At 65.0% G+C, this 25,861-nt stretch carries 17 protein-coding genes, 1 pseudogene and 1 other annotated feature; of the genes and pseudogenes, 10 read left to right on the forward strand and 8 right to left on the reverse strand.

What is annotated here, in order from left to right:
- Both FHR21_RS03940 and nhaA read right to left on the reverse strand, forming a co-directional pair.
- The gene (locus FHR21_RS03940; protein WP_184095456.1) at positions 1-1,494 is read right to left on the reverse strand and encodes a hypothetical protein; all 1,494 of its coding nucleotides are present in this window, start codon (positions 1,492-1,494) and stop codon (positions 1-3) included.
- Positions 1,494-2,777: a Na+/H+ antiporter NhaA gene (gene nhaA, locus FHR21_RS03945; protein ID WP_184095458.1), complete on the reverse strand. Its 1,284-nt coding sequence runs from the start codon at positions 2,775-2,777 to the stop codon at positions 1,494-1,496. Before nhaA ends, FHR21_RS03940 begins: the two co-directional genes overlap by 1 nt.
- A gap of 150 nt (positions 2,778-2,927) precedes the next feature.
- On the opposite strand from nhaA, the gene FHR21_RS03950 reads away from it, so the two are divergent.
- The 5 genes from FHR21_RS03950 (at position 2,928) to FHR21_RS03970 (ending at position 9,208) form a co-directional block, all read left to right on the forward strand.
- Positions 2,928-4,346, forward strand: coding sequence for a glycosyl transferase family protein (locus FHR21_RS03950; protein WP_184095460.1), 1,419 nt, complete (start codon positions 2,928-2,930; stop codon positions 4,344-4,346).
- On the forward strand, positions 4,343-5,437 hold the full coding sequence (locus FHR21_RS03955; RefSeq protein WP_184095462.1) for a hypothetical protein: 1,095 nt from the start codon (positions 4,343-4,345) through the stop codon (positions 5,435-5,437). Before FHR21_RS03950 ends, FHR21_RS03955 begins: the two co-directional genes overlap by 4 nt.
- Positions 5,438-5,546: 109 nt before the next feature.
- Positions 5,547-6,455 carry a sulfite exporter TauE/SafE family protein gene (locus FHR21_RS03960; RefSeq protein ID WP_184095464.1) on the forward strand — a complete coding sequence of 303 codons (909 nt, stop codon included), beginning with the start codon at positions 5,547-5,549 and terminating at the stop codon, positions 6,453-6,455.
- Positions 6,452-7,222 (forward strand): TIGR02186 family protein, encoded by a 771-nt coding sequence (locus FHR21_RS03965; protein ID WP_184095466.1) that lies wholly within the window; start codon positions 6,452-6,454, stop codon positions 7,220-7,222. The genes FHR21_RS03960 and FHR21_RS03965 overlap by 4 nt, the downstream gene beginning before the upstream one ends.
- Positions 7,223-7,495: 273 nt before the next feature.
- A complete protein-coding gene (locus FHR21_RS03970; protein WP_184095468.1) occupies positions 7,496-9,208 on the forward strand; it encodes a helicase HerA domain-containing protein in 1,713 nt (570 codons plus the stop codon).
- A gap of 236 nt (positions 9,209-9,444) precedes the next feature.
- Here the strand turns inward: FHR21_RS03970 and FHR21_RS03975 are convergent, their stop codons facing one another.
- The 5 genes from FHR21_RS03975 to FHR21_RS03995 all read right to left on the reverse strand — a co-directional run bounded on the left by FHR21_RS03975 (position 9,445) and on the right by FHR21_RS03995 (position 18,858).
- On the reverse strand, positions 9,445-10,899 hold the full coding sequence (locus FHR21_RS03975) for an AMP-binding protein (protein WP_184095470.1): 1,455 nt from the start codon (positions 10,897-10,899) through the stop codon (positions 9,445-9,447).
- 40 nt (positions 10,900-10,939) lie between these two features.
- A complete protein-coding gene (locus FHR21_RS03980) occupies positions 10,940-12,025 on the reverse strand; it encodes a DUF2817 domain-containing protein (RefSeq protein WP_184095472.1) in 1,086 nt (361 codons plus the stop codon).
- Positions 12,026-12,292: 267 nt separating this feature from the next.
- Positions 12,293-14,446, reverse strand: coding sequence for a lipase family protein (locus tag FHR21_RS03985; RefSeq protein WP_184095473.1), 2,154 nt, complete (start codon positions 14,444-14,446; stop codon positions 12,293-12,295).
- Positions 14,443-15,981 (reverse strand): M81 family metallopeptidase, encoded by a 1,539-nt coding sequence (locus FHR21_RS03990; RefSeq protein ID WP_184095475.1) that lies wholly within the window; start codon positions 15,979-15,981, stop codon positions 14,443-14,445. Before FHR21_RS03990 ends, FHR21_RS03985 begins: the two co-directional genes overlap by 4 nt.
- Positions 15,982-16,026: 45 nt before the next feature.
- Positions 16,027-18,858 carry a TonB-dependent receptor domain-containing protein gene (locus tag FHR21_RS03995; RefSeq protein ID WP_184095477.1) on the reverse strand — a complete coding sequence of 944 codons (2,832 nt, stop codon included), beginning with the start codon at positions 18,856-18,858 and terminating at the stop codon, positions 16,027-16,029.
- Between the two features lie 483 nt (positions 18,859-19,341).
- Between FHR21_RS03995 and aptA the strand changes: the two genes are divergently transcribed.
- Together aptA and FHR21_RS04005 are read left to right on the forward strand one after the other, a co-directional pair.
- Positions 19,342-20,661: an omega-aminotransferase AptA gene (aptA, locus tag FHR21_RS04000; RefSeq protein ID WP_184095479.1), complete on the forward strand. Its 1,320-nt coding sequence runs from the start codon at positions 19,342-19,344 to the stop codon at positions 20,659-20,661.
- A gap of 127 nt (positions 20,662-20,788) precedes the next feature.
- Positions 20,789-22,099 (forward strand): spinster family MFS transporter, encoded by a 1,311-nt coding sequence (locus tag FHR21_RS04005; RefSeq protein WP_338113047.1) that lies wholly within the window; start codon positions 20,789-20,791, stop codon positions 22,097-22,099.
- Between the two features lie 182 nt (positions 22,100-22,281).
- Here the strand turns inward: FHR21_RS04005 and FHR21_RS21285 are convergent, their stop codons facing one another.
- Positions 22,282-22,719 carry a nuclear transport factor 2 family protein gene (locus FHR21_RS21285; RefSeq protein ID WP_184095481.1) on the reverse strand — a complete coding sequence of 146 codons (438 nt, stop codon included), beginning with the start codon at positions 22,717-22,719 and terminating at the stop codon, positions 22,282-22,284.
- Between the two features lie 253 nt (positions 22,720-22,972).
- Here FHR21_RS21285 and FHR21_RS04015 point away from each other — a divergent pair, with 253 nt between their 5' ends.
- The 3 genes and pseudogenes from FHR21_RS04015 to FHR21_RS04025 all read left to right on the forward strand — a co-directional run bounded on the left by FHR21_RS04015 (position 22,973) and on the right by FHR21_RS04025 (position 25,697).
- Positions 22,973-23,935, forward strand: coding sequence for a LysR substrate-binding domain-containing protein (locus tag FHR21_RS04015; protein ID WP_184095483.1), 963 nt, complete (start codon positions 22,973-22,975; stop codon positions 23,933-23,935).
- Between the two features lie 263 nt (positions 23,936-24,198).
- A pseudogene (locus tag FHR21_RS04020) lies at positions 24,199-24,414 on the forward strand (helix-turn-helix domain-containing protein); the annotation flags it as partial.
- Positions 24,415-24,468: 54 nt separating this feature from the next.
- A protein-coding gene (locus FHR21_RS04025) for an IS3 family transposase (protein WP_184095485.1) occupies positions 24,469-25,697 on the forward strand; the annotation gives its coding sequence in 2 pieces (ribosomal slippage) (positions 24,469-24,757 and positions 24,757-25,697; 1,230 coding nt in all).
- Positions 24,750-24,866: a sequence feature (AL1L pseudoknot), on the forward strand. Its footprint overlaps the gene before it by 117 nt.
- Positions 25,698-25,861: the final 164 nt, after the last annotated feature.

Consider the following 25,861-nt stretch of genomic DNA (forward strand, 5'->3'; position numbering starts at 1 on the left):
TCAGGGCGCCAGCAAATCCGCCGGCAGCGTCGGCTCACCCAGGATCAGCGCAAAGCGCCGCCAGATCTCGTCGCGGTCGGGGCTGCCGCGCTCCAGGAAATCGCGAACCATCTCTTCGCCGGTGACATAGTTGATGACATAGCTGCGATACTGGTCGGTGAAGGCGACCGACTGCTCGGCGCGCGCGGGGGAGACGAGCAGATATTTCTGTGTCAGCGCGACGGCGGCCGGCCGGTCGATCTCGCCGTCCAGATAGCGCTGCGCGATCGTCAGCCGCGCGCCCTGCAGCGCCTTCATCGCGTCGAGCAGCCGCCAATAGCGGTCGTTCGCCGGCGGCTCGATCTCGGCGAGCGGCATCAGCACGTCGCGTTCGGTATCGGGCCGCGTCTTGTCGGGAAAGGCCAGGTCGATGCCGTAATTGGCGGTGCCCTCGGCGATCAGGCTCTGCGGGCTGTAGAGCGGATAGACGCTGAACTCCAGCCAGCCGCGCCCCTTCACCAACTGCTCCTCGACCTTCATGTTGAGGAGGTGATGCCCCGGATAACCCTCGTGACAACCGAGGTCCAGCGCGCGCGAGAGGCGGATCGGCAGGTCGGTATTGATCTCTATGATGCTGTTATAGGCGCCGACATAGTGATTATAGCCGCTCCAGCTCTTGCCGGTCACGAACTTGCGGGTGAAGGCTTCGCTTTCGGGCATGGCGACATGCGCCGCGGTGCGCCCGCGGCAGCGCGCGATCGCGGCGTCGAACACCTTTTCCAGCCGGTCCTTCGGGATGGTGAAACGGTCGAGATAGGCCTCGACCCGCGCCGCGAGCGGGCCGTCGCCGGGCACCAGCGCCGCCACCTTCGCCAATTCGGCGTCATAGGCGGCGAGCGGCTTCAGCACCGGGCGGACGCCGAACAATCGCTCGGCCTCCTCGGCGAAGGGAAAGCGCTTGCCCTGCATCATCTGCAGTCGCGTCTCGGCCGCGACGAGCTGCGCGTGCAGGAAGGCGGCGCGCCGCCGGTCGATCGGATCGCCGAGGCCGGGCACGGCGCCGTCGATCCTGGCGATCAGCCGGCGCGCCTCGGCCTCCAGCACCGGTACGCCGCGCGGCGCGGTGAGCGCATCGGCGATCAGCTTGGGCGGGCCATAATAGGCGTCGACATAGCCCTGCTCGTGCGCGCCGGCCTCCAGCGTCAGGATCAGATAGGCGGCGGCGACCTCTTTCAGCGTCTCGTTCGCCTGCGCCGCCTCGGCCGCATCGACCCGCGGCGCCGGGCCCGGCCAGCCGGGAGGCACGGGGGCAGCGGGGAGCGGCGCATCGGCGGCCGGCCGCACCGGAGGCGGCTGCGGCGCGGTCTTCGCTTCGGCCGCCGCCGCTTTCGCCGCGCGTTCCTTCGCCTTGCGCTCGGCGACGATGCGGCGCATCTCCGGGTCGAGCGCATAGCAACCCGACAGGGTGATGCCGGCGAGGAGCGCGATCGCGACCGGGGCGGTCCAGCGGCGCATCAGGCGGGGATGCTCCGCGGCTCGGCGACGTCGCGCACGTCGCCGTCGGCGCGGATTTCGCCGTCGACGTCGCGCTCCGCCGCCTCATGCTGCGGGTGGAGCGGGGCGAGGCGCAGCACCGCAAGGCCCGCCAGGGCCGCGACCAGCGAACCCATCAATATGCCGATCTTCGCCTCCTCGACGAGCAGCGGCGCGCCGGGGAAGGCGAGGCCGCCGATGAACAGGCTCATCGTGAAGCCGATGCCGCACAGGATCGCGACGCCGTAGACCTGCAGCCAGGTCGCGCCGCGCAGCCGACCCGCAATGCCGCATTTCACCGCCAGCCAGACGCTGCCGAAAATGCCGATCTGCTTGCCCAGGAACAGCCCGATCGCGATGCCCAGCGGCAGCGGCGCGAAAATCTGCTCGGCGGTCAGTCCGCCCAGATCGACCCCGGCATTGGCGAAACCGAATAGCGGCACGATGAGGAAGGCGACCCAGGGATGCAGCGCATGTTCGAGCCGGTGGAGCGGCGAGGTCGTGCTGTCGGGCGCGCCGGGCGTCTTTTCCAGCGGGATCGTCATCGCGGCGAGCACCCCGGCGATGGTCGCGTGAACGCCCGACAGAAGCATCGCGTACCAGAGGATAAGCGCCATCAGCAGATAGAGGATCAGGCTCTTCAGACCCATCCGGTTGCACAGCATCATGATGGCGAGCATCGCCGCGGCGGCGGCGAGCGCGATCAGGTTGATCTTGGCGGTATAGAAGAGCGCGATGATGACGACCGCGCCCATGTCGTCGACGATCGCGACGGTGACGAGGAACAGCTTGAGCGAGGTCGGCGCGCGCCTGCCAAGCAGCGCGAGGACGCCGATCGCGAAGGCGATGTCGGTCGCCGCCGGGATCGCCCAGCCCTGCGCAAGCCCCGGCTCGCTGCCCGCGGCCAGCATATAGAGCAGCGCCGGTACCGCCATCCCCGCCGCGGCGGCGATCATCGGCAGACGTCGCTGGTCCCAGCGCGCAAGCCGTCCGTCGACGAACTCGCGCTTGATCTCGAGCCCGACGAGCAGGAAGAAGATCGCCATCAGCCCGTCGTTGATCCACAGATGGACGGTCATCGGACCAAGCTTGTCGGACAGGACCGGGCCGGTGACGGCGTGGATCAGCCCATGATAAAGGTCGCCCAGCGATGAATTGGCGACGATCATCGCCAATATGGCCGCGATAATCAGCAGGGCGCCGCCCGCACTTTCGCTGTCCAGGAAAGCGCGCAAAGCGGAACGGTCGGGCGCGCGGAGGGCCATGGGGCGAGCTGTTTCCTGTCGTTCTGGTGCAAATTCGCGGCCCTATTAGCCCGGCTTCGCCGGTTCGTCACCTTTACAAACCGGTGCCGTCGATTACCCCTTGGCGAAGGGGGGCGGCGCCAGCGCCGCTCGCGGGTGGGGCACGCGGGGGTGGAGCTTTCGACCATTTGGCTGCAGGGGCTGGTGCAGGGCACCGGCCACGAACTGATGTTGTTCGCCGCGGTCGGCATCTTGCTGATCGGGCTCGACGACCTGTTGCTCGACGCCCTGTGGCTGGCGATGCGCGGCCGGCGCGATGCGGAATCGGCGCCGTCGGTCGAGGTGCCGCCGCTCGCCGGTCGCTTTGCGATCTTCGTTCCGGCGTGGGACGAGGCAAAGGTGTTGCCGGCGACGCTGCACCGCACACTCGCCGCGTGGGACGGTGAGGATTTTCGCCTCTACGTCGGCTGCTATCCGAACGATGCCGATACGTTGCTCGCGGTTTCGCCCGTTGTCGCGCGCGACCCCCGGCTGCGGCTCGTCGTCGGCGAGCGCGACGGGCCGACGACCAAGGGGGACAATCTCAACCGTCTGTGGGCGGCGCTGGGCGAGGACGAGCGCGCCGAGGGGCAGCGGTTCGCGGCCGTCCTGCTCCACGATGCCGAGGATCATGTCCATCCCGGTGAACTGGCGCTGTTCCGCATCGAACTCGCCCGTCATGCGATGGTGCAGATTCCGGTCGTGCCGATGCTGTGCGGCGGCTCGCCGTGGGTTCGGGGCCATTATGGCGACGAATTCGCCGAAGCCCATGGCAAGGAACTGGTGGTGCGTTCGCGCCTCGCGACGCCGATGCCGTCGGCGGGGGTCGGCTGCGCGCTGACCCGCAATGCGCTGGCGCTGCTCGCCCTGCATCGCGGTGGCCAGCCGTTCCGTGCCGACAGCCTGACCGAGGATTATGAACTCGGCCTGCTGATCGGCAGCTACGGTCTCCGCAGCCGCTTCGCCGCCGCCGTCGACGCGGGCGGCGATCCGGTCGTCTCGCGCGGTGTCTTTCCGAAGCGGGTCGAGGCGGCGGTGCGCCAGAAGGCGCGCTGGACGACGGGCATCGCGCTGGAGGGCTGGGACCATCTCGGCTGGCTGCGTCCGCCTGGAACCGGCGCGCGCGCGTGGGTCGCATGGTGGATGCTCTGGCGCGACCGGCGCGCGCCGCTCGCGGCGGTCGTCATCCTTGCCGCCTATGCTGCGATGCTGCTGACCGGCATCGGCTGGGCGGGGCAGATGTCGCTCGGCTGGCCGGAAGTCCGGCTTGGCGAGACGCTTCGCCTGTTGCTCGGCTTCGACACGGCCCTGCTCGTCTGGCGGCTCGGGATGCGATCCTATTTCACCACGCGCTGCTATGGGTGGCGGCAGGGGCTGCTCGCGCTGCCGCGGGCCTTCGTCGCCAACATCATCGCCATGTTCGCGGCGCGGCGGGCCGTCATCCAATATTGTCACATGCTACGCTCGGGCGAAGTGGTCTGGGACAAGACCGACCATGACGAGGCGGACGCGCCGGCGCGTCCCGCGGCCCGCCCGGTGCGGTTGCCATGATGACGCGCGCATCGGGGGCGCGGACGCGGCGCGAGGCGCCGGCGCTGCGCTTTCTGCTCGTCTACCTCCTGATCTGGATCGCGGCACGGCTGCTCGCGAACTGGCCGCCCGCCGTGGCCATCCCGGCACCGCCATCGGCGCCATGGTCGCCTGTGGCCGCGCCACGCGACGCCTGGTGGCAGGAAGCGGCGACGGCTCTGACGCTCGCGGCCGCCCCCGCTGCGCCCGCCACGCGGCCGGCAGCGTCCGGCCTGCCTTCCGTGGCGCCTGCCCGTCCCGACCCCGGCCGCCACGGCCTGCGTCTCGCCCTTATGGGCCGCGCCCTCGCGCCATGGCCGGATTCAGCCGCCCGTTCGGCCGTGTCGCGGCCCGGTGACGGCTGGCGCGCGCATCCGGGCCCAGCAGCGCTCGGCGGCGGCGCGCCCTTCTGGATGCAGGCGGAGAGCGACGGCTGGTCGCTGTCGTCCTGGCTGTTCCTGCGTTCGGGGTCCGCCGCTGCGCCGGGAACGATCGCAGGCGCGGGGCAACTCGGCGGCAGCCAGGCCGGCGCGCGTTTCGCCTATGGGTTCGATCCCGACCGGCGCCTCGGCGCCTATGCCCGCGCGACGATCGCGATCGACCGCCCGCGGGAGCGCGAACTCGCCTTCGGCCTTGCCTATGCGCCGTCGCCGCGCTGGCCGGTTGCGGTCGCGGTCGAGCAGCGCGTTGCCGCCGGCCGCGACGGGCGCACCGCGCTCGCGGCGATGGTGACCGGCGGCGTCAGCGACGTCGCGCTGCCCGGCGGTTTCCGCCTCGACGCCTATGGGCAGGCCGGCGTGGTGGGGGCGCACCGCCGCGACGGCTTTGCCGACGGCGCGCTCGTCGTCGACCGGCCGCTCGGTTTCGGCGCGCCGCCCGCGCTGCGCCTCGGCGCGCTGGCCGCGGGCGCGGTCCAGCCGGGCGCGGCCCGCGTCGATGTCGGGCCGCGGCTGACGCTGCGCCTGCCCGACGTGGGGCAGGGTAGCCGCATCGCGCTCGACTGGCGCCAGCGCGTCGCCGGCGACGCGCGGCCCGCGAGCGGGTTGGCGCTGACGCTGGCGGTGGACTTCTGATGATCCTGTGGACGCGCTTGCCGCAGCCGATTCCCCGCGCTGCAAAAATGGTCTAGGGTTTTCGGAATCGGCGCTGCTCGAGCACCGAAAAGCTGTCTTCCGGGGCTCCATGGATCTCTATCTTCCCGTCGCCAACCTGTCGGTCAATGCGCTGGTCATCGTCCTGCTCGGCGGGGGTGTCGGCTTCCTGTCGGGGATGTTCGGGGTCGGTGGCGGTTTCCTGACCACGCCGCTGCTGATGTTCTACGGCATTCCGCCGACGGTCGCCGCGGCGTCGGCGGCGACGCAGGTGACCGGCGCCAGCGTGTCGGGTGCCATGGCCTATCTCGAGCGCGACGGGGTCGACCTGCGCATGGGCACGGTACTTGTCGTCGGCGGGTTGATCGGCTCGCTGATCGGCGCCGGACTGTTCGAACTGCTGACCGCCTGGGGGCAGATCGATACCGTGATCTCGATCCTCTATGTCGCGATGCTGGGGTCGGTCGGCACGATCATGGCGCGCGAGGCGTGGGGCGCGCTGCGGCTGATGAAGGCGGGGCTGCCGCCGCCTGCGCGCAAGCGGCGCCACCATCCGATGGTCGCCAATCTGCCGCTGCGCTGGCGTTTCTATCGCTCGGGCCTTTATATCTCGCCGCTCGCGCCGCTGCTGCTCGGCGTCGGGGTCGGCGTGCTGACGATGCTGCTCGGCGTCGGCGGCGGCTTCATCATGGTTCCGGCGATGGTCTATCTCCTCGGCATGGGGACGCAGGTCGTCGTGGGCACCTCGCTGTTCCAGATATTGTTCGTCACCATCGCGACGACGATGGTCCATGCGATGACGACCGGCGCGGTCGACCTCGTTCTCGCCGGCCTGCTGCTGCTCGGCAGCGTCACCGGCGCACAGGTCGGTGCGCGCTTCGCCCAGTCGGTGCGTCCCGAATATCTCCGGCTGCTGCTCGCCGTGATCGTCTTGCTCGTCGCGCTGCGCATGGCGGTCGATCTCTTCATCCGCCCCGATGAAATCTATACGGTGCAATGAGGGCCGCGGCCGCCCTGCTGCTGTGGTGCGCCGCGCTGCTCGTACCGGCGTCGGCGTCGGCCGCCGACCCGCGGCTGGTGCCCGACGTGTCGAGCCGGGCGATCGACATCCAGTACAGCTTCACCGGCGAGGAACTGCTGCTGTTCGGCGCAATCCTCTATCCGGGGCAGCGCCTGCCCGACGACCGCGCCGACATCGTCGTCGTGCTCAAGGGGCCGGTGCGGCCGATCATCCTGCGCGAAAAGCGGCGGATCGCCGGCATCTGGATCAACGCCGACAGCATCCGCCTGCGCACCTCGCCGGGCTTCTACGCGATCGGTTCGTCGCGCCCGATCGACCAGATCGTCGACGAACGCACTGCGGCGATCTTTGAACTCGGCCTCAGCAACCTGTCGATGTCGCCGACCGGATTTTCGGAGGCGAAGACGCTCGAACGCTTCGAAGGCGGGCTGATCGACCTCTATCGCCGGCAGGGACTCTTCTATCAGAATCCGAAGGCGGTGGAGATCAGCGAGGGCGTGCTCTATCGCGCGCGCATCCCGGTGCCGGCGCGGGTGCCGGTCGGCAATTATCGCGCCGAAACCTATCTGATCAGCAAGGGGCGGGTCATCGCGGTCGCGTCGCGCGACGTCGAGATCCGCAAGGCGGGCTTCGAACGCTTCGTCGCGCTCGCCGCCGAACGCCACGGCTTCCTCTATGGCCTGACCGCGGTGCTGCTCTCGGTCGGGCTCGGCTATGCGGCTTCGGCGGTTTTCCGCCGGCGCTAGCAACGGAGGCCGCCGCCGTGCGCCGACCGACCCATCTTCGTCATGCTGAACTTGTTTCAGCATCCATGGCCGGTGCTTTCGTTCGGCGCCGCGCTTATGTTCGCGGGCAGACCATCGACCCTGAAACAAGTTCAGGGTGACGATGGAACGAAAGCATGAGGGATGCCGAAAGCAGACGGGTTCGCAATCGGCACAAGCGGCGCACCATAAGCCCTTTCTTTACGAACTGATGCGATAATCGCCGTCGGGACTGACCAGAGGCGGGGTATCGGGATGGACATGCAGGGCAGCGGATACAGGGCCGCCGACGCCACGGCCGCGCAGCACGTGCGGCTGGCGGGCGGTGGGACCGCGGCGCCGGTGACACCGGTTACGACGCATCACCGCGACGAACTGCTGGTCGGCGAGGTCATCGATATCTCGGGTTCGGCCTCGCGCATCCTGCTCGACGCGGCGACGTTGCAGAAGCTGGCGGCATCGACCGACCCCGCGGTCGCCATGGCGGGCCAGGTCGGCGCGCAGGTCAAGATTCGCGTCGGCAATGTCTGGCTGCTCGCCAGCATCCGCGAACAGCAGCTTTCCGACCGCGGCGAAGGGCTGATCGTCGCGCTCATCGACTTCCTGGGCGAGGGCGACGAGGAAAAGATCACCGGCCGCATCCACAATTTCCGCCGCGGCGTCACCCGCTATCCGATTCCGAGCGGGCAAGTCTATGCCGCGACCAGCGCCGATCTCAAGCAGATCTACGCCGCCGACGAGCGCGCGCATGTCGAGATCGGCACCGTCTATCCGACCAAGGACATCCGCGGCTCGCTCTATGTCGACGCGATGCTCGGCAAGCATTTCGCGCTGCTCGGTTCGACCGGCACCGGCAAGTCGACCGGCGCCGCGCTGATCCTGCATCGAATCTGCGAGCTTGCGCCGCAGGGCCATATCGTGATGATCGACCCGCACGGCGAATATTCGGCCGCCTTCAAGGGCACCGGGGCGCTGTTCGACGTCGACAATCTCGCCATGCCCTATTGGCTGATGAATTTCGAGGAACATTGCGAGGTCTTCGTCACCAGCGAGGGGCGCGAGCGACAGGGCGACTGCGACGTGCTCGCCAAATGCCTGCTCCAGGCCCGGCAGAAAAGCCGCGTGGCCGAAGGGATGAGCAAGATCACGGTCGATTCGCCGATCCCCTATCTGCTCTCCGACCTGCTCAACATCCTCGTGAACGAAATGGGCAAGCTCGACAAGGCGACCTCGTCGGCCCCCTTCATGCGGATCAAGGGCAAGATCGAGGAAATGCGTGCCGATCCGCGCTATAATTTCATGTTCTCCGGCATGCTGGTCGCCGACACGATGGCGGCCTTCATCGGCAAGATCTTCCGCCTGCCGTCGGACGGCCGGCCGATCTCGATCATCGACGTGTCGGGGGTGCCTTCGGACATCACCAGCGTCGTCGTCGCGGTGCTCTCCCGCCTGACCTTCGACTATGCGATCTGGTCGCGCGGCGAGCCGCAGCGGCCGGTCCTGCTGGTGTGCGAGGAAGCGCATCGCTACATCCCCGCCAAGGATGTCGGCCAGGGGCAGGCGGTGCGCAAGATTCTCGAACGCATCGCCAAGGAAGGCCGCAAATATGGCGTGTCGCTGGGCCTCATCACCCAGCGTCCCTCCGACCTTGCCGAGGGCGTGTTGTCGCAGTGCGGCACGATCATCTCGATGCGCCTCAACAACGAGCGCGATCAGCATTTCGTCAAGGCGGCGATGCCCGAAGGCGCGCGCGGCTTCATCGATTCGATCCCGGCGCTGCGCAACCGCGAGTGCATCATCTGCGGCGAGGGTGTGTCGATCCCGATCCGCGTCTATCTCGACACGCTCGAAGAGGACAAGCGCCCCGCGTCGAGCGATCCGCTCTTCTCCCGCCTGTGGCGCGAGACCGGCGGCGAACCCGAAATCCTGGACCGCGTGGTCAAGCGCTGGCGGAGCCAGGGACGGTAGACCCCTCGCCTGATTTTCCGTTCGTGTCGATGACAGCGATTTGCGAACTGGGGTGGCGCGGGCACCTTCGGAAGGGCTGACGACCGCGCGCCTTTTTCTGTCATTCCCGGGTTCGCGGGAACACCGATGTTATAACTCGTTGGAAGTTGCCATTTGAGACTCTTGGAAGAGAAGGACGGCTTTGCGCCATTTCAGTTCCAGGTGACTAGCTTTGTGGCCTGCGGTCTATTGCTGACTTACGTCCGCGCGTCGCGCAACGCCATGCGCCGGACCTTGCCGGCCTCGTCGCGCAGCGACTCGTCCACAAATTCGAAGCTTCGCGGCACCTTGTAGGTGACTAGCCGGTCGGTGAGGTGGGCGAGGAGTTCGGCTTCTGTCACTGGGCCATTCACCTGCACAATCGCGTGCACGCGCGCGCCCATGTCCTCGTCGGGCAAGCCGACCACGGCGCAGCTCTGTACTGCGGGGTGTTCTTCCAGCGCGCCCTCTATCTCTGCAGGATAAACGTTCGCGCCGCCGACCAGGATCAGGTCGCTGCGACGATCCGCCAGGAAGAGATATCCGTCGGCGTCAAACCAGCCGAGGTCACCCAGCGTCTGCCACCCGCCGGGCAGCGTCTTGGCTTCCGCGCCGAGGTAGCGGTAGGTCAGGCTATCGGGGGACGCCGGGCGCATGTAAATTTCGCCCACCTCGCCCGGTGGCAGCGACTCGCCGTCGGGGCCGACGACCTTCATCTCGCCCGCCGCGACCCGGCCCACGGATCCGCGATGCTGGAGCCATTCCGCGCCGGAGATGACCGTCGACGAGATCGCCTCGGTGCCGGCGTAAAGTTCCATGAGCACTGCGGGCGCAATCCAGTCGACGAACGCTTCCTTCAGCCAGGCGGGGCACGGCGCGGCCATGTGCCACACCGTCCGTAGCGACGAGATGTCGAAGGAGTCGCGAACCTCCGGTGGCAGACGCCACGCCCGGCTCATCATCGTCGGCACCAGGCATGCCCAAGTGACGCGGTGCCGCGCAATTGCACGCAGCATCGCCTCGGCATCGAACCGCGGCAGCAGCACGACATGCGCACCATAGGCCGTGGCGAGCATCATCATGGTAAAGGGCGCGTTGTGATACAGCGGTCCCGGCAGCAGCGCGATCGACCCGTCGTTCAGCTGGAAATCGCCCACCTCCGGGGTAACAGCCGGGGTTAGCCCGGGCGTGCCGGACAGGATGAGCTTGGGGCGTCCGGTTGACCCGCCGCTGGTCGGCGCCTTGGCGACTGCGGCCACGGCGTCGGGCAGATCGACATCGGCATCGCCCGCCGCCTGGACCTCGTCAACCGAGGTGATCCGCACCCTCTCCCCCATCGCGGGGTCGCCGACGACGATCCGTGGCTTGCCAAGCGCGACGATGGCTTCCAGTTCGGCCGTGGGCAACCGGAACGACAGTGGCTGCGGCGTCGCGCCGAGCTTCCAGATGGCGTGGCATACTGCCACGAAATCGACCCCGTTAGGCAGCGCAACGCTGACGAGGTCGCCTTGCCGGGTGCCAAGATTGCGGAGCCCATGCGCCAGGCGGTTCGATCGCCGGTGAAGCTCGCCATAGGTCAGGACGTCGTCGCCGCACGTCACCGCGGGGCGTTCGGGCCGGGTTCGGGCGTGGTCCGCGAGCTTCGCGGCGAAGGAGATACTCTCGATTGCCATCACGCCACCCCTGCCGGTCGCGACGCCGCCGCTGCGATGATCACCAGGCCGCGACGCCGTCAAGCGCCTTACGATGCGCGACCAACGAGCGCTCAACGATTTTCGCCTCCCACGCGGGGTCACGCGGAACGAACCCGTTCAGCATGCGCGCGCGCAGTTCTTCATGGCTGGCGGAGCTACGGTTCTCGCGCCCGAAGCGCAGGAAGCGGTCGATCATGATTGCGGTCCGTACCTCGATGTTGGAGAAGGTACCGAACTCGATCACCGACCCGGCGACCTCGGCGTTCGGCAGCAGTTGCGGGAGCGCCATCGCGAACATGCCCTGCCAGTTAGGCAGTGCGCCGTCGGCGCCCTGAAACGCGGCACCGTTGTTGGTCACCGCATCGCGGCCCCACCATTTCGCCGCCTCCTCCAAACCTCCCGATCCTGCCGGGTGCGTGCACAGGAAGAACAACTCGCCATAATCGCCGAAGCCGCTGTGCCAGTCGATGTAGCCCACCTTCTCGCAACCGGAGAGATGCTCGGCGACGACAGCCTCGAGCGTCCGTCGCGTCCAACTCGCAGCGAGGCCGCCATAGTTCGTGCCGGTCGGCTGCTGCCGCTGGCCGCCAGTAACGCCGGTGAGGAGGAAGCCGGCGCCGTGCTCTTGCTGGATGCGTTGGCTCTGCTCGCTCGTGCGCTCCGCGACGTCGTCGGTCCATACCTCGGGGCATAGAATCGGAAACACCATGTCGTAGGCGGCGCTGTGCTGGTATGGCTGGCTGAAATCTACGAAATTGCGGTTGACGTCGATGTTCTCCTCATTCGCGCGCGAGCGGTGAGAGAAGCCCCATGGGTTGAGCGCGTGGGCGAGCACGATCTTCACATCGGCGGGCGGCGCGGGCAGACGCAGCAGGGCCTCACGCTGCGCGGCGGAGCCGGGTGCGCCCTCCAGTCCATGTTCACCGGATACAATCAGCAATGCCTTGGGCGCGCGCGCGTCCCCCACCACCGCCACGTCCATCGTGAGCGTCTCGCCCAGCGCACCCTTCGCGCCGGCGAGGACGTGCTCTGACAAGGACGCGGAGCGGTCCTTCGCTGCCTCCAGAAATGCGGCGCGCGCGTCCGCGTAATTATCGTGAATCATAGATCATATTCCTCTTAAGTCATCGCAATGTGCGTCGCGTAGAATTGCGGAAGGAACACAGCCAGCGGCAGGTGCATCGCCGCCATCGGCAGCACTGGCAGGGAGAAGACCGCGAACGCGCGCGCGGCGCCTCGCGGCGACGGCAGCCGGCTCAGTCACGTCGGCCCTGCCCCCTTCCCCCCGCAGGACGGTCAGTGCGGAGCTTACGCGTCACACATAGCCGCGCCCACGAGCATGATTTCATTCGGCCATCCATCCATCCGGCCGTCATTGACATTCCGACGCCATCGTCACAGCGCGACTGATTGTGCTGGGCATCACGCTAATGTGCGTTTCCCCTTCCACCACCTTGTAGCTGGAATGAAGATGTGGGCCCTCGTAGCGTTTGAGCCAATTTCCCAGCTCGATGGTGGAGTCAACCATCTTGGGATCGGGCATCTTGGCGAGGTACGGCAGCGCGCGCAGCTGGCGCTCGGGGAAGGCGCGCTCCAGGCCACCGACCGACAGCTCGACGCGGAGCTGATCGGGGCTGTGCGCGAGGCGCTCGGCGAATGTCGGCTGCTGTTTCAGCACTACGAAATTATCATTCCACAGCGACGGCGAGGAGGCGAAATACTGGCGGTACGTGGTCGGCGCTCGCAGCAGCGTGTCCACCACGAACAGCCCGCCCAGCGAGTGGCCGTACAGCGTGGTGCAGCGGGCGTTTATCGGCGCAAGCGATCGCACGAATTCGGGAAGGCGCAAAGTCAGGAAACGGCGGAAGCGTGCCGCCTCGCCGCCGGTCACTCCAGGTTGGCGCGTCGCGGCAACACGCGGATCAGTAACGGGTGTGGGTGTCAGGTCATTGACGCGTCGCGCCAGAATCTGCTTACCGTCGGTGGTGGGATAGCCCACCCCGACGACCAAAACAGGTGCTATTAACTTCCACTGTGCGCTGCTGCTCGCCGCCCGCCCTCCGGTGGCGAAAGTGACATTGCCGTCCAGCATAACAAGCATGGGAAACCCTTCCGGCGGCGCGGCGTCGGGCGGCACGTTCACGAACACGCGGTACGATTGACCTTCGTAGGTGAGGTCATAACCCTTTCCGGGTAGGAAGAGGCTCCGCGCCTGCTCGTCCAGGGCGATCGGTCGCGGTTCCAGCGCATCCTTGCCCATGTCCGGATCACCCGGTCCACTCCGGGCCGGGTCCGATGCCGGCGCTTCGACCGCAGGTACACAGCGCGGCGCGATCGGCTGACCGGCCAGTACGCGGCGAACGAATGGCACGCTGTCCTTCAGCGACCCGTTCACCGTCGCCGCATGGTCCAGCCCGTCGTACAGATGCGCTTCCACGACCGTGCCGGCGTCGCACGCTTCGTGAGCCAGCCGTAGCTGTCCGGCCGGGGCCACGTCGCGATCGGCCGCCCCGATGGCCATGAAGATTGGCACCGGAAGCTTTAGCGTCGGGTAGAGCAACGAGGGGAGGAGCGGTCCGTAGATGCGCGCCTTGTCGATGTCCGGCCGCATCGCATTCGCGCGGGTCAGCCCCGCCGCGGTGACGGCCGCCACCAGCGGCTTGATGCACATCGTGCGCGCCTGTTCGATCAGCGGCGCGGCGCGCTCGGTGTAGATGTCGCCGTCGGTGATCTCTGGCCGCGTCTGCTGCACCGTAAGGGTCAGGTAATAGGTATAGGCGATGGCCGGGTCGACGCGGTTGGGGTCGCCACCCCGGCTGGTCGCCTCCGGATCATTAGCCGAGACGTAGGGCGTTCCGGTGGTGACGGCGCCGCGGATGTCGAGGTCGGGGGCATAGTCGGCGGCGAAGCCGGCAGCGGCGAATGCTGCACTCGCGCCCTGCGACTGGCCGAGAAGGATGACCTTACCCGACAGATTCCGCTGACTACGCACCGCCGCGCGCGCGCTGTCGAGCATGCTGTAGGCTTCGGGCCGCGTGACCATGTACGCGTGCGGTCCCGGCGTGCCCAGGCCCTGATAGTCGCTGGCGACCACTGCGAAGCCTTGTTCTAACCAGCTGTTCAGATAGCGGATGTCGCGTTCCGATCGTCCAGCCCAGGAGGGCGCACACACATCGGCTAGTCCGACCGTGCCGTGCGCCCAAACGATTAGCGGCCAACCACCCTTGGGCGGCTTGCCCTTGGGCGTGAAATACGCACCCGACACCGCGATCCGCTCCCGCCCGCCTATTCCGTCGGTGGAGCTGTAGAGGATGCGGGCGCCCCGGCCCGCCTCGGACAGCAGCAGTTCATTCGGCAGCGGCTGCTGCCGAAGCAGCGTGCCTGGCGCCGGCACCGGACGCGCCCACGTGTAGAAAGGCGAGGTGCCGCCGTCGCCGAAGCGCGGATCGGCCTGCTGCGCGCCGACTGGGGTGGCGGCAGCGAGGATCATGCTGCCGATCGCCAATAGTGTCGCAAATGCTTTCACGCCCGCTCTCCCTTCAATGTCATGTCGCCAAGCGGCTGCGCAGACCACGTCACATCCGGATCGATCGGGTAGATCGGGCGGCGAAGACGATGGAACTCAAGCGCATCATAGTCGGAGGTACAGACGCCTTGCCCCGCGCAGTTGACGACGGCGGCAGCGAGCTCCCCCAGATCGGTACGCCAATGATGGCGGCTCTTTAATGCGACGAACTTGCGACGCCTCGGGTCGATGCCGACGGTCGTGAGCAGGTCGATGCCATAGGGTTCGACATGCTTGGACACCAGCACCACCTCGACGCGCCCGGTGTCGACCACGACGGCATGGCCGATCGACATGCGAAGTCCAAAGGTCGCCTTTGACGTGCTGTGCACGACGCCGTCCGACAGTGTGCGCACGGTGCCCTTCAGGCGCAGCGCCGGGCTGGGCGTCTTGATAGCCGGCATCGCATATTTGCCGCCCACGTCCCGGTCGAAGGGGGCCCCGACACCCGCGGCCATCGCAGCCTCCACCGCCTCGGGATCGTAGATGCCGAAGAACACCGCGTCGTCCAGCTCCTGCGCGATGATCTCGGCTAGCACTGCCGTGGTGTCCATCGTGCCGCCCGAAGCGCTGTTGTCGCAATGGTCGAGCAGGAAGACCGGTCCCTTATCGCTTGCCAGCTGCTTGGCGCGTGCCACGCTGTCCGCCAACGGCTCCGACTCAAAGGAGAAGTCGGCGCGCGCCGCCCAGGCGTCGGTCAGCAGCTCGTCCGTCATTGCCTTCGCGCCCACGGAATCGCCGTCCGTGACGACGACGACGCTCAGCGCCGCGTCGGGCACGTCGGCTAGGTTAAACCCAGTGAACACGCTGGCGGCGAGCGCGCGACCCTCCCCTTCCCATCGCGCCGCCTTCCCCTGGAGAGGGCCGTTGGGAGCCTCAAACGTCCCCTCGTTCATCGTGTGGGGCAGCATGGGGACCGAGCCCCAGGTGATCACAGGCGCCTTCTCGCCCGCAATAGTGGCGAGCAGAATCTCGCCCGCGCGCACCGCGGTTTCCGCCATGTCAGTATGGGGGTATTCGTGATAACCGGTGATGACGGTCGCGAGGTCCACCATTTGCTGCGATACGTTGGCGTGCATGTCGAGCGCGAGCGCGATCGGCACATCGGGCGCGATCGCGCGGATGCGGGCGAGCAGCTCCCCCTCGCCATCATCAGCGTCCTCCACCACCATTGCACCGTGCAGCGCCAGCATGAGCCCGTCAAACCGGGTCGTCCGCAGCGGCCCGAGTATCTCCTCGGCGATGGCCTCGTAGGCCTCACTGCTTACGCGACGACTGGGCGGCGCAAAGGCGGCGACAGGAAGCTCGATCGCGGCGTTAGCCCGCTCGGCGACGGCGATGAAGCCGCCAACGCTGGTCTCGGTGCCGCGAAAGAGCTTCAGTGCCGCTTCGCCACCCAGCAGGTTACGCCCATCAAGGCAGAAGCGGCCAAGCGGCGTCTCGACGGGAGAGAAGGTGTTGGTCTCGTGAGAGAAGCCGGCGATCAGGAACTTCATGCGTCTTCTATCCTTCAATCCAAGTCACCGCTCACGCCGCGCCGATCAGAACCGCACCGAAGCGCCGGCGATGAAGTAGCGGCCGACCACGTCGTAGTACGGAGTGAAGGCAGACGAGATCGGCGGGTCCTTGTCCAGCAGGTTGTTGACGTTGGCGAAGAGCTGAAACTGCGATCGCTCACCGGCGTGCACCGTCACACGCGCGCCCAAGTCGAAATAGGCGTAAGCGGGGATGCGATTATTCTCGATTGCCACGGTCACGTTGTTGACGCCCGCCGAGAGGAAGCGGTTGCGAATTGTGAATTGCGCCGTGTCATCTTCGTAGCTGAGCGCCGTATTCACCACCAACTTCGGCACGCCCAGCGAGGCGATCGAACCCTGCGAACCGAGATAGTCGACAACGGTAAGGCCGTTGTCGGTTTCGTACTTCCACGTTGAGGTCAAGTTGCTGCGCAGCGCAAGGCTGGAGGTGCCGCCGAGCGGCACGCGATAGCTCAGCGCGACGTCGAGCCCGCGCGTGATCAGCCGCGTGAAGTTCAGCTGGCTAGCCGAGATCTGCGTTATAAGTCCGGTAGTAGAATCGCGCACGATGCTACCGCAGAGCGATTGATTGCCCTGTTGACAAAGGTTGATGATCTGCTGCTGACTGATCGTACCGATCGAGTTGGCGATGTTGATGTTGAAATAGTCAACCGATATTGTGAGGTTGGGAATGAACCGCGGCGACAGCGTAATGCCGGCGGTCGTGGTTTTCGACGTCTCGGGAACTAGGTTCGGATTACCACCGGCGAAGCTGCGGATCTGATAAGTGTCATTATTGCGTTGCGGATCGATGATGTTGAGGAGGGTCAGAACTTGTCCGGAGTACAGTTCGAGCAGGTTCGGCGATCTGATGTCACGCGAGTAGGTTGCTCTCAGCTCCACGCCGGTGGTCACCTGATTAATTAGGCCCAGCTTCCAGCTCCAGATGGAGCCGGTGCGATCGTCGGTGAAACGCGCGGCACCGTTAAACTTGAGGGATTGGAAACCGGGAACGTCGCTCAGCAGCGGGATGAGCACTTCACCGAAGGCTTCCTTGGTCGTGTTGGCGCCACGTAGCTCGGGGAAGTTGTTGAACGAGAACGCTTTTGCGCGATCAAGCTCGCCTGCCGTCTGACGCACCGTCTCCCGCCGCCCCTCGATGCCGAGCGCAAACGAGACCGGGCCAGCCCATGTTTCGAACGGTTCGCCGCGCAAACTCAGGCCGCCGTTGTCGAGCGTCGCCCGTTGCCGCAGTTGACCCGTGCCTAGAACATAGTCGCGAGCCTGCTGTGAGGGGGCACCCTCGCCAAACAGGTTAATGGGCACGCAGCCCGAGTTCGCAACGGTCAATGCCACGCGGCAGATCGGCGCATTGGTCACCGGATCACGTACCGAATCTACCGCAAGCGCGAAGTTGGCGGTGCGTCGCAGATTGCGCAGATCGTTTGCCTCGTTGAACTGTGCATGGCTGTAAAAGGCGTTCCAGCGGAGACTATCGCCCAGCTTGCCGTCAAGTGCCATGGTCGCTTGGATGCTCCGACGGCGATAATCGTTCTGCTGTCGCGCAAAGTCGGCGTTGACGCGTCCGAAAGTGAAACTCGTCTCGCCTGCGGCGACCATCTGGTCGCGGATGACCTGCGGCAGGAAAGCGTTATCACGCTGGATGACGATGTTGCCGCGTGATGGGTCGGGGAGGAAGGCGAAGTCGCTGAAGGTGCGCGAGTACAGCACGTCGGCCGACCAGGTGACCGCATCGCTCAACTCATAGCTCATGCGAGCTAGCGCGCTGTACCTCGTCGAAGGCGCGACGAGGGAGGCGTAGTCGTCGTTGCTTGGGCCCTCTCCGCCAATCGACGTTGTGGCCACAACGCGGCCAAAATTGAACGGGCGCGTCGTGCCATCCGGATTGAACGTGCGCCCCGCGTTGACCCCCGACAGGATGAGGCCGCCCAGACTCGCATTGGCAAAGCCCACGTTGGGAGCGAAGATGAACGGCTGCTGGCCGTTCGTGGTCGTGTAGTTCGGGTTGCTGACTGTAGCCCAGCGACCGACATTGGCGCGGCTCGAGCGCGGCGTGGCGCCGTCATTATCGACGTATTCACCGCCCACGATGAAATGCCCGCGCCCGCCGGCGAAAGAGAAACCGGCCGCGGCCTCCAGCTGCCGCTCTGATACGTCGCCGCGGTCCGAGATGCCGGCGCGCGCGCCCACGCGGAAACCTTCGAGCCGATCATTGAGGATGACGTTTACTACGCCAGCGACCGCGCCCGAGCCCCATGTGGCCGAGGCGCTGCCCGTGACGACGTCCACGCGGTCGACCAGGATCGCGGGAATGATCGCGAGATCGGGTCCTTGGAGGCCATTGGTGAAGCCGCTGACCAGCCGGCGCCCGTTGACCAGAACAAGGCTCCGCGCGGTGCCGAGCCCGCGAAGGTCGACAGAATAGCTGCCGGCGGAGAAGGAGCTGCCCGTGACCTGCGGCGACCAGCTCGCCTTAAACTGCGGCAGGTCGTTCAGCGCGGCAATGAAGTTGGGTCGCGAAGCTTCCGCGAGTTGGGCGGCGTCGATGTTCAGCACCGGCGTCGGCACGTCGCGTCGGTCCAGGCGGCTGGCGGTGACGACAATTTGCGATGATGCAGCGGTGTCATCCTCAGCCGCTTTTGCCTCCGGCGCGGCCGGATCGGTCGTCGCGGACGGTGCGATCTGGGCCTGCGCTGCCAAGGGTGCCAGAGCCGCGCCGATGACGAGCGTCGCCGTCCCGCTCCGGAGCCAGCCCGCCCACCGACCGCGACGGTGAAGCGACTGCGTGATGCAACGGTCGATCGCGTATGCGAAAACATAACCAAGACAATTCATTGCACTACTCCCTATTATTTTGTTGTTTTGTTATGAAAGCAAGACGGTACGTCACGGCGAATCGTGCGGATAGTGTCATAAAGAGTCACGAACGGTGCGCTGAATGCACCATCGCAGATGCTATGCGCAGCGCCGGACATGGTGTCGTGAGCCGATGTATCCACTCAGGAGGAGTGGCTTGGCGCGCCGCTGTTCCATCGAACCGTCGGCAGCCTGATCTTAGGGGAGCAGGCGAGGCATACCACAACGCACCTGTGCGGGGTTGATCAGGCTCGGTGCTGTTGGAAGCGCGCTTGCCCGAGGCGCACGACGAGCAGTGGCGCGCCTTACGGCAATATCTGCAGAGGGAGGCCCGCGCGCCAGATGTCGCTGAGCCGCCCCCGCGCCTCGCCGGTGCACGGCATGCACCGGCGAGGCGGATATTCGCACCTTCCCGGCGCCCGGACGTTCGCGAATAACCGCGGAAAGAAAGGCCACACGCACATGCAAACAGACACGCCACCGAGCCTAGCCGCCTTCTGGATGCCATTCACCGACAATCGGGCGTTCAAACGCGAGCCCCGCATGCTGGGCGCCGCGTCGGGCATGTATTATCGCACCCTGGGCGGGCAACCGGTGTTGGACGCCACGGCGGGGCTGTGGTGCGTCAACGCCGGACACGGCCGCAAACATATCACCGACGCCATTCGCAAGCAGGCAGAGGTGCTGGACTTCGCACCGACCTTTCAGCTTGGCCACCCCAAAGCGTTCGAGCTTGCCGAGCGGCTGGCCAGCATCATGCCGCCGGGCCTCGACCACGTCTTCTTCACCAACAGCGGGTCGGAGGCTGCCGACACGGCGCTGAAGATGGCGCTCGCCTACCAACGGGCGCGTGGGCAAGCTGGCCGAATGCGGCTCATCGGGCGAGAGCGCGGCTATCACGGCACCAACTTCGGCGGCACCGCCGTCGGCGGCATCGGTGGCAACAGGCGTGCGTTCGGCGCGCAGATCTGGGGTGTGGATCACCTCGGTCACACTTATCGCGAGACGGACGCCTTCACGCGTGGCCAGCCCGTTACGAACGAGGACATGGCGGGCGAACTGGAGCGGTTGATCGCACTCCACGGGGCGGAGACGATCGCGGCAGTGATCGTGGAACCGGTGGCGGGTTCCACCGGCGTGCTGATCCCGCCGCGCGGCTATCTGCAGCAGCTGCGCGACATTACGCGCCGGCATGGCATCGTGCTGATCTTCGATGAGGTCATCACCGGGTTCGGACGGCTCGGTGCCGCCACGGCGGCCGAGGCGTTCGGCGTTACGCCCGACATCCTCACATGCGCCAAGGGGCTGACCAACGGCGCGGTGCCGATGGGCGCGGTGGTCGCAAACCGCGCCATCCACGACGCGGTGGTCGCCGATGCCGAAGCGCCAGGCATCGAATTCTTTCACGGCTACACCTATTCGGGCCACCCGCTCGCCGCCGCAGCCGGCATCGCCGCGCTCGAAGTCTACGCGAACGATGCCCTTTTCGCCCGCTCCGCAGATTTGGCATCGGCGTGGGAAGAGGCAATCCATGGCCTCGTCTCGGCGCCGGGGGTGCGTGACATACGCACCATCGGCTTGGTCGCAGGCATCGAGCTGGAATCGCGCAAGGACGCTCCGGGCAGGAGGGCGCTGGAGATATTCCACCGCTGCTTCGACGAAGGGATGCTGATCCGCGTCACTGGCGACATCATCGCGCTGTCGCCACCTCTGATCGTGGAAGTCGATCAGATTGTCGAGATCAGGGACCGCCTTGCCCGGACGATCGCGGCGGTCGGCTAGCCTTTCGTGCCGGGTCGGGTCGCTTCAGCCGCCGTGCCTACAACTGCACGGAAGGGCTTTTCCGGCACCCTTGACGCCAGTGGCAGCTTATCGCGCGGTCTACACTAATGACATATGGGAGAGGCAGATGAGCGACGGAAATGGGATGACGATGCCACCGGCGATATCGACTGACGGCAGCAGCCGGCGCGTCCGCCTGATGCTATGGACGCTGATGGCAGTCTATATCCTCAATTTCCTCGACCGGCAGATCGTCAACATCCTCGCCGAGCCGATCAAGAACGATCTGCAATTGAGCGACACCGCTATCGGCCTGATGACCGGGCTTGCTTTTGCGCTTTTCTATAGCATCCTCGGCATCCCCATCGCGCGCTGGGCCGACAAGCCGAGTAGCAACCGCGCCTCGCTCATCTCGATCGCGCTCGCCATCTGGTCGGGGATGACGGTGCTATGCGGACTGACGCAGAATTTCGGGCAACTTCTCGCTGCGCGTATCGGTGTCGGCGTGGGTGAAGCGGGTTGCACGCCGGCGGCGTTTTCGCTGATCGCCGACAGCGTTCCGCCAGAAAAGCGATCCTCCGCCGTTTCCTTCTACGGCCTCGGCCTTCCGATCGGTAGCCTGTTAGGGCTCGCTATTGGCGGCACGCTGGCCGACGCCTTCGGTTGGCGCGTAGCCTTCATGATCGTGGGCGTGCCGGGAATAGTGATGGCACTCATCGTGCCGAAGCTGATCCGCGACCCGCGCTTTGGCGGGCAGATGTCCGCGTACGCCGTGCAGCGACCGCCAGCGCTGCCCGCGACAGAGGCGCTAAGGGAGATTTTCAGCTCGCGCGCCTTCCTGCTGTTGGCTCTAGCCGCGTCAATCACCGGTTTTCTCGCCTTCGGAAAGGGGGTATGGGTGGTGATCCTGTTCATTCGCAGCCACGGCCTGTCGCCGGGCGAGACGGGATTGCTACTGGGCATCATGATGGGCCTTGCGAGCATGGTCGGAATCTGGTTAGGCGGGATGCTCGCCGACCGTTTCGGACAGCGCGACAAGCGCCATATCCTGACCGGCCCGGCGGTAGGCATGGCGATCGCCACGCCGTTCCTGTTCATGGGCTATTGGGTGACCGATTGGCGCTTGTCGATCGCGCTCCTGATTCTGCCGACCGCGCTTAACTCCGTTTATTACGGGCCGACCTTTGCCTGCGTGCAGGGGTTGGTGCGGCCGGAGGCGCGCGCGATGGCGAGCGCGGTGATGCTGTTCGCACAGAATCTGATCGGGCTGGGGCTCGGCCCGCTCTTCTTCGGCATGCTATCCGACGCCTTCCGGCCGATGGCGGGCGAGGACAGCGTGCGCTGGGTGCTCTATGGCGCGGCCTGGCTGGGGCTGGTGCCGGCCATCCTGTTCTGGCGGGCGAGCCTACGGCTCAACGCGGAGCTGAAATCCGGGTAGAGTCCATCCTGATTGGATTGAACCGTTAGCCCTGAGCTTGCCGAAGGGCTGTCCTTTCCCGACTTATGCCAATTAGTACGTAAAATCGGTTTCGAGTGATTGCAGCAACTTAAGCGATTTCTGCCGCGGCATTGCTAACGTTCTGGCGGGCGAGTGCACGCAGGGGGACCGCCAGCTATCGCCTAGGTGACTGTTGGTATGGGCGTGGGCGCAAAAGCCTTGAACCGCCACGTCTCGCCTTCGAAGCTCCAAACCGCGATGAATTTGCAGTCAAGAATCCGCGGCTTGCCGTCTGAAACGACCTCGGCACGCAGATGACCGAGGACGAGCGCGTGATCGCCACATACCTGTATATCTACGTTAGATGCATTGATGCTAAGATAACGGAGCTGTCCACTAGAGATTTTGGTTATATACTCGTCCTTGCTATCCGAAGTTGCGTTTGAATGCATATAATGCATGTCATCTGACAATATATTATTAAGAACCTTATAATCTTTTGATAACATGGCATTGTATCGACTAACCTCTAAATCAACTATCAAAGTATATATAAATGTTTCTTCCTCCCTCATCGGAGAATTATATTTTCTTTCCAGTTGGAAATTTAGTTTTTTCATATACAAACTCGCGTACAATAATTTTTCTAACTCAGAAGCTTTGGGTTAAGGATTTTTGCTCTAATTGTTAGGGCTGTGGCCACCGGAACGCTCCGCGCGATCGGCACGGCTTACCGCAAGGCGTGCTTGACTCCGACATCAGAAATCCGCACGTGTGGTGCACTGGGCGCACCAGTAGCCGAGCGTCAACGCAGGCGAGCCTTACTCGGGATGAGAGGTGTTGGCTGGAGCGTTCCGGTTATGACGAGGGATCATGAACACCCGAGATCAAGCAAGTCAGCCCCCTAGCCTATTGCACTCCAAGGCGTTTCCTCCATTTGCCGCCTTAAGAGCGTTTGAGGCCGTGGGCCGCCTTGGTGGTGTACGACATGCGGCTGCCTGGCTGAACCTCGACCATACCGTCGTCAGCAGGCACATCCGCTTCTTGGAAGAATGGCTTGGCGTTTCCCTGTTTCATCGACTTGGAGGTAGGTTGGTGTTTACCGAAGTCGGTGAAAGCTATCACTCCCGTATCTCGGCGGGCATGATCGAACTCGCATCTGCCACTGCTCAGGTTTTACACAAGGATGATGAACGCTACCTTCGGCTGTGGTGCGTTCCTGGCTTTGCCGCCCAGTGGCTTTCAGAGCAACTGGCGGACTTTGAGCAACAATGCCCTGAGCTGACTATAGAGATGCGGCCCACTGACGACACCGCAAATCTTGTCATGCACGAGGCGGATATCGACATAAGGTTCTACGGCGACAGCTACTTACCCAGTCCGGGCGGAAAGGGGCTTCGGTTCGTTGAATTGGCACGACCGCCATTCCTGATCGTCGCGAATCCGGAACTCGCGATCGAACTCTCTGCGTTGCGGCACATTTCGGAACTGGCAAATGGCCCATTACTCCACGAGGAGCACCATGAGCAATGGCGCGCCTGGTTCAAGCTCAATGGCGTTGAAGTACCTGAGCGTCTGCCCGGCCCCCTGCTTTGGCACGCGCATTTGACGATCGCAGCGGCGCGGATAGGCCGAGGCGTGGCTATTGCGAGCACTTATCTGGTCGGAAAGGACCTTGCAAACGGTACATTGGTCGAACTGCAACTACCCGGCAGTCAGCAAGCGGTAATAGGTGGTTACTTCTTTGTCACGCGCGAGGATCGGTGGAATTCGCCAGGAATAGTCAAGTTAAGGCGGTTTCTGCAAGCGCAGATTAGGCTTCGAGACAAAGCTTGACTGGGTGACTCCCGGTTGATTCAAGGCTGCTTTTTGGGAGGCAGACTTGGGCGAACAGATTGGGGTTTCGGATGAGGAATGAACGCTGATCGGACCGCTTCTTCCATCAGAATGGGGGCGTGGCTGCCGATCTGCGGGCGATATCGGTCCTGTTTCGAAGGGCGGACTACGCCAGCCACGCCGAACATGATGACCTAGTCATCTGGAACTGAAGTAAGCATCATTGTATAAGCTCCGCCGGTGATAGGAGTGGAGTTTGGGCGATGGTGGGCAGACAGGCAGATTTGTTTGTGTTGAGCGGCGAGGATCGGAGCTTTCTCGAAGGCCAGGTTCGCCGCCACAGGGCACCTCGATCGCTATCGGATCGCTGCCGAATGATCCTGATGTGTTCAGAGGGGCTTCAGAGCAAGGAGGTGGCCGAACGCCTTGGTGTCCATGAACATACGGTCGGCAAATGGCGCCGCCGGTTCGTGCAGGATGTGAACCGCCCCGGGATTGCCGGAGGCCCTAACTCCTGAGAGGAAGGGCCTGTGATGAGTAAGACAACGAACAAATTCGCACCTGAGGTTCGCGCACGTGCGGTACGGATGGTGCTGGATCACGAAGGCGATCATCCATCACGGTGGGCAGCCATTGTGTCGATCGCGGCGAAGATCGGCTGCGTTCCGCAGACGCTTCATGAGTGGGTGAAGAAGGTCGAGGTCGACAGCGGCAAGCGCGCCGGTGTGCCGACCGAGATGGCTGATCGCCTCAAGTCCCTTGAGCGCGAGAACCGCGAGTTGCGGCAGGCCAACGAGATCCTGCGCAAGGCGTCAGCATATTTTGCCCAGGCGGAGCTCGACCGCCCGTTCAGGCGATGATTGCCTTCATTGACGAGCATCGTGAGGTTTATGGGGTCGAGCCGATCTGCCGGGTTCTGCCGATCGCCCCATCCACTTACCACGAGCGTGTCGCTCAGCGACGGGACCCAGAGCGGCTGTCAGATCGTGCCCGGCGCGATCAGGACCTCAAGCCCGAGGTGGTCCGCGTTTTTGCGGAGAACTTCGGCGTTTACGGGGTGCGCAAGGTCTGGCGACAGATGAACCGCGAGGGCTTCGCCGTCGCGCGATGCACCATCGAGCGGCTGATGCGCGACCTGGGCTTGCAGGGTGTAATCCGGGGCAAGCCGGTGCGCACGACGATCAGCGACAAAACCGCGCCTTGCCCGCTCGATCAGGTGAACCGGCAGTTCCATGCACCGGCGCCCAACATGCTCTGGGTGTCGGACTTTACCTATGTCGCGACATGGGCGGGCTTCGTTTATGTGGCCTTCGTCATCGACGTTTATGCCCGCTATATCGTCGGTTGGCGGGTCAGCAGGACGGCGCATGCAAGCTTCGTCCTGGATGCCCTCGAGCAGGCCATCCACGATCGCCGACCTGCCCACCGTGGCGGGCTGATCCACCACAGCGATCGCGGCAGCCAATATGTATCGATCAAATATACCGAGCGCCTCGCCGAGGCCGGGATCGAGCCGTCGGTCGGGAGTGTCGGCGACAGTTATGACAACGCCTTGGCCGAGACGATCAATGGCCTTTACAAGGCCGAGGTGATCCATCGGCGAGGTCCGTGGCGATCCTTTGAAGCTGTCGAATATGCCACGCTCGAATGGGTCGACTGGTTCAACAACAGGCGGCTGCTGGAGCCCATCGGCAATATCCCGCCCGCCGAAGCCGAAGAACGATATTATGCCATGCTGGACGACGTCTCCATGGCGGCGTAACTTAAACCAAATGGCCTCCGGCAGTCCCGGGGCGGTTCAGGGCTGCTCGTTCAATTGCATTGTTCCGGCTGCTGCGCGACAATCAGGGTGAGAATTGCCGACAATCAGGATGAGAATGGCGGCGGTGTGTCTGTCGGGACGAGGGGCGAAGCCCCGAGGAGCGA

Source organism: Sphingopyxis panaciterrulae (assembly GCF_014199295.1).
GTDB classification, from domain to species: Bacteria; Pseudomonadota; Alphaproteobacteria; order Sphingomonadales; family Sphingomonadaceae; genus Sphingopyxis; species Sphingopyxis panaciterrulae.